We start from the raw sequence: 5,373 nt of genomic DNA on the forward strand, positions 1-5,373 counted from the left end.
CATCTTCGCAACATTTTTGATTGTATGACTTCAGAGGGGTTATAATTTTTTGTATTTATGTAAACGATGTCTTTCCAGCTCTCTGGAGAAAAAGGTTTCTTCCCTTTAAGAACATGAATCGAGCCGTCTTTGTAAAGTTTGTCAATCGTAAACAGGATAGCCTCGAAATGTTTTACTTGGGTTTCTCCTGTTCTATTGCTTAAAAATCGATTGATATACTTTTCCGCGTCACTTGGTTTTACTTGTTCTTTTAAAACATCATGTTGGAGAGTATTTCTGTGTTTTTGAATAAAAATATTCCACTTTTCTTCATCATAATGTTTCATTTTTAAAATGTAGTTTCTTATTCTTTCGATATACATAAAATAACATTTCCTTACTTTTTATTTTCATTATCAACAAAGAAAATATTATTAATACATTTTAGGTCCTTAAATTACTTTTAGATTACGGATGGGGTTTGAAACCATGTGTATCGTACTTGTTAAATCGACTCTCTTTTGTCCGCTGCTTTTTTGTTTAATCATTGGCCAAAAGTTGTTGACAGGTTTTTTAGCAGTAAAGAAAATTAAACTAATAAACCATATTTACAGGAAAAATGTTAAAATGGAATTTTGCTATCTTTTAAAGGAGCGGATGTATAAAACTAGAACATGGAGATTTAAAGGGGGTAACTGCATGTATTTTTCAGCGAAAGCTTTCAATGAGTTTTATCCACAGTTGTCGACCCAACGTGAGGGGAAGACAAATCTTGAAAGAACTTCATCATTAGCATATTTTCTAGCAATTGACCAATTACAGAAGATGAATGAATCCGAAACGATTGATGTACATAAAGACTCACCATTAAAAAGACAGTTTGTAGAGAAGGTTTCTGAACTGTTGGTTTTAGGAGATCAAGGTACACAAGAGATGCAGGCAAATTGCTTGGGCATAATCAATTTGGAATCTGGAGATAAAATAAAAACGAAGGTTGGAAAAAATTTTCTTTCAACACAAGTAAATAGGGCCACTATCTCGGGCGAGACTGAATATCCAACTAGACCGAATAACAGTGCTTTGTTAACTCTGGGTTTAGACACAGAAAACGGAAAAACAGGAATAGCTAAACACTCAAATTGGCCTGATAACTTAATGAAGTTTATTAATTTTCGGATTTGTGGAGATAATGCATTTCCACTCATTGTTTTTTTGCTTAGGAAGCGATATTTTGAAGAGAATAACATCTTAAGGGAAGCATTGGAGACAGAGTTGTTAAAAATATTCTCCGCCGATGTTACGTCTTTTCTAATTTCAAATGCAACAATTCCTGAGTTAGACTCAAAATATTTTAGTGAGACTCCCTGGGAAATGTCGGATTTGGATGATGATCTATTTAGAAACCGAGAACAGACTGATCAAACGGGGGACAATGGTCACCATGGGGCGGCTGAAACATATCCTTCGCTTAACATATCACAGGATATTCCTAGAAATAAAATTATATACGGAGCACCTGGCACGGGTAAAAGTTACTCATTGAATAAGGAAGTTGAAACCTTTTTTATGGACAGGCGATTGATAGAACGAATAACCTTTTATCCTAGCTACTCATATAATCAGTTTATAGGATCTTACAAACCCGTTCCACTTTATGTAAAATCTGAAGAAGCTGTTTATAACACAGACAAAAGGACAGAAATGGAGCAGCAGGTGAAACCCATCATTGATTATCAATTTGTTCCTGGTCCATTTATTTCAACACTTGTTAAAGCAATTAAAAACCCTTACACCAGTTTTGTATTAATTATCGAAGAGATAAATCGCGCTAACGCGGCAAGTGTATTCGGTGATGCCTTTCAATTATTGGATAGAGATGAAGACGGCCAAAGTGAATATAGTATTGTGTTTAACCCTGACGTCATGAATTTCTTAAGAAGTGTAGATATTATCGAAGATGAAGTTAAGATACCTTCTAATTTCTTTATTTGGGCAACAATGAACAGTGCCGACCAAGGTGTGAGCCCACTTGATTCAGCTTTTAAAAGAAGATGGTCCTTTGAGTACATTCCATTAGATGAAAATCAAGATATAGTTAAAGATATTCTTATCGAGCTCCCTTTTATGGAGGGTGAAAAAGTTTCCTGGAACAAACTAAGAGCCACTATAAATGAACATATTAAAGACTTTGTCCCAGAAGACAAATTGTTAGGGCCTTTTTTTCTAAGACCGCACGAATTGAAAAACCGTGAAATATTCAAAAACAAGTTGTTACTGTATCTGCGAGATGATGTACTTCGACACAATTATAATAAATTATTTCTGCAAAAGAATTTTTCTGACATAGTAAAGGACTATGATAATAAGCGGAATATTTTTGTTTTCTCAGAAGAAGAATTGAGAAGTGATGCCTGATGAGCGTTTCATTTTTTGTAGAACAAAAACATTACTCTGCCGCATACTTGAAAAAAATTTTTAGCCTGGAATTCCTAAATCTTTTAAAAAAGAAAAGAGTTTGTTTAGTAGTTGACTGCAATGAAATTAAATTTCAATTTGTTGGTTTGTTTTTTCATAAGGATAAAATGTATTTTGTTTTACCCAAATACATTAGAAAAGACTTAAGTTATGAAGCAAAGTTAAGAAAAGCAAAGATCGTATTAAGTGTAATAAAAAAGTATGCGGCAAACCCTTTACTTAATCACAATACCATCGATCCGCTAATTAAGAGTGATGACGAAGAAGACATTAGCACTTTTTCACTTTCAAAAATCATTATTGAGGACTTTCTCCAAAATGGGTATTATTCAAAGAACAAAAAAATTGTTCAAATTAACGGTTCAGGTGAGACTTTATGGGGGGAGACAGTATCAGAGGTAGAACCATATATTATCAACGATTCCCCTCATTATTTCGATACATTAACTCAGGGTGATCACAGCGATGAAGAAGATGTAATTATCAAAATCCATAAATGGGCTGTGAACTATTGTTATGAAAAATATAAGCACTGGTTAGGATATTCTCATTTAGATATAGAACCGTTGAATATCGATATTTCAGCGCTGGGGTCATTAGAGTTTTTAATTAATGTCATTGATAACGAAATGAACGTGACATATGTTGACAATAAAATTACAACATTGAAAGCAATCAAGTCCATCATAGAGTTATCGACAGATAACTCTTCTTTTCCACTAGACGCATACGGGACTAGATACTTTGAACACATTTGGGAAAAAATATGTAGCAATATATTTGATAACAAATACAAAATGTATATAAAATCTCTGCCGAAACCAACATGGGAATCATATGATACTGGCATTAAAATTGAAAAAGAATCATTTTTACCTGACATAATCTCTACCCCATCCATAGAAGGAGAGGATTACTTTTTAATATTAGATGCAAAATATTATCACATCCGTTTTGAAAACGGAACTGTGAAGGGGAACCCATCAGTTAACGATATATCAAAACAATTGCTTTATGAAAAAGGACTTGGAGATATAATCTTGGATGAAAAAGTTAGGAATTACTTTTTATTCCCCTGTGACAGCGGGAACGGTGATCTTCTTGAAGTTTTTGGCCAAGCGAAACTTGATTTCATCAGTGAAAAACCTGTTAAATTAGTTTACCTCGCCGATGAAAAAGTTTATAATATGTTTTTGAATAATGTAAGTTTGTCTACTTCGGATTATAAAGAATTAGAAATCAATTCTGTTCCGCAAACCAATAGATAGAAGGAATATAAATATAAGTTAAGCAATGACATGTAACTTACTATTGACTTGGAGTTGATTTTCTTGAAAAATAAAAGGTTTAAAGTTGTTTCCTTATTCAGTGGTTGCGGGGGATTGGATTTAGGTTTAGAACAAGCGGGAATGGACGTTATCTGGGCAAACGAAATAGATGCAAACGCAGCAGAAACGTATCGTCATAATATGTCAAATACTACTATAATTGAGGGAGATATTAAAGAAATACATGTTGACGATATCCCAAATTGTGATATTTTAGCGGCAGGCTTCCCTTGCCAACCCTTTTCAAGTGCAGGTTCGAGAAAGGGAGTTTCTGATAAAAGAGGTACTCTTTTTGAAGAAGCAATAAGGGTGATCGAATCTAAAAATCCATTGGTAGTGGTTTTTGAGAATGTTCGAGGTATACTATCCACCAAAAATCTAGATGGTTCATTGCTATTAGATTCTATTGTAAAAACCTTAGATGATATCATACCAGGTTACTGTGTTAACTACAAATTAATCAAAGCAAGTAGTTATGGCGTTCCCCAAGAAAGATATCGAGTAATATTTGTAGCTGTCAGAAAAGATTTAGGTTTTACATACGAATTCCCAGCACCAACACATAATAAAAACGAGAAAGAGTTAACGGTTGGCGCTGCCTTAAAAAATGTGAAAAACCTTCCTAATCAAGAGGATATCTGGGAGTTTTCACCACAGTCAAAGAAACTAATCCCTTTCATTAAAGAAGGGGGATCGTGGAAGGATATTCCATACAGTGAATTACCTCCTCGGTTAAAGAGGATTAAGGACAATATGAAAAAATATAGAGCTCCCAATTTTTATCGAAGATTCTCTAGAGATGAGATTAATGGAACAATCACCGCAGCTGCCACTCCTGAAAACTGTGGGATTATCCATCCAACTGAAAACAGACGGTATTCAGTAAGGGAAATTGCCAGATTCCAATCTTTTCCCGATGATTTTGTGTTTGTAGCAAAATCTTTGTCGGCAAAGTACAGAGTTATAGGAAATGCTGTTCCACCATTATTGGGGAAAGTAATAGGCGAATCGATCATCGGACAATTGAATGCGATTGAAGAGGGTAAGCTATTCGATGCAATGGATAGATACAAGCAGCTGTCACTTTTCGATTAAGAAATATATTAACGTTTCACACATCAAAAAGTAACTCGGTAAGAGTTACTTTTTTTGATATGCTTTATTACTTTATATGCTAATGGAAAAAACACCGAAAAGAGGTACCTCTTTTCGGTGTTTTAACTGGTTGGCAGCTTTTTTGAGCTGAACATATTGAACATCAGGAAAGATCTTTTACGTTAAAGAAAGAACTTTATCGTAAAAGAAAGAACTTTTATGTCAAATAACATTTTTGTAGCTTTAAAATAAAGTTTGATCATAAATACCTCACAAACCTGTATATTACCACAAACAAACGAATCCATTTTGGAAAAAAGATTGATTAAAATGGATTCATTATTTGTGAAGTCGTCTACAATTTTTATAAAAAAGTTTGATCATTTCTATGTATGTTATTCCGCAATTGCGCCCTCTTCCTGGATAAACATCTGCTTATTAAACGATATCCACCCTTTTTTCTTTCTTCCACCGATAAACCAAAAAGGAGATGCTC

The 5,373-nt window shown here is 33.9% G+C and carries 4 protein-coding genes; 3 read left to right on the forward strand and 1 reads right to left on the reverse strand.

All coding sequences use genetic code 11. The features are described from left to right. The coding region (locus LOR49_RS17165) for a hypothetical protein (protein ID WP_240378174.1) at positions 1-362 on the reverse strand (362 nt) is incomplete at its 3' end. A gap of 316 nt (positions 363-678) precedes the next feature. Between LOR49_RS17165 and LOR49_RS17170 the strand changes: the two genes are divergently transcribed. The 3 genes from LOR49_RS17170 (at position 679) to LOR49_RS17180 (ending at position 4,877) form a co-directional block, all read left to right on the forward strand. Next, entirely contained in the window at positions 679-2,394 is a 1,716-nt protein-coding gene (locus LOR49_RS17170) for an AAA family ATPase (RefSeq protein ID WP_240378175.1), read from the forward strand. After that, complete coding sequence (locus LOR49_RS17175) at positions 2,394-3,722, forward strand: LlaJI family restriction endonuclease (RefSeq protein WP_240378176.1); 1,329 nt, start codon at positions 2,394-2,396, stop codon at positions 3,720-3,722. Before LOR49_RS17170 ends, LOR49_RS17175 begins: the two co-directional genes overlap by 1 nt. 63 nt (positions 3,723-3,785) lie before the next feature. Then, positions 3,786-4,877: a DNA cytosine methyltransferase gene (locus LOR49_RS17180; RefSeq protein WP_240378177.1), complete on the forward strand. Its 1,092-nt coding sequence runs from the start codon at positions 3,786-3,788 to the stop codon at positions 4,875-4,877. Positions 4,878-5,373 lie beyond the last annotated feature (496 nt).

Source organism: Bacillus piscicola (assembly GCF_022458745.1).
Lineage (GTDB): Bacteria > Bacillota > Bacilli > Bacillales > Marinococcaceae > Alteribacillus_A > Alteribacillus_A piscicola.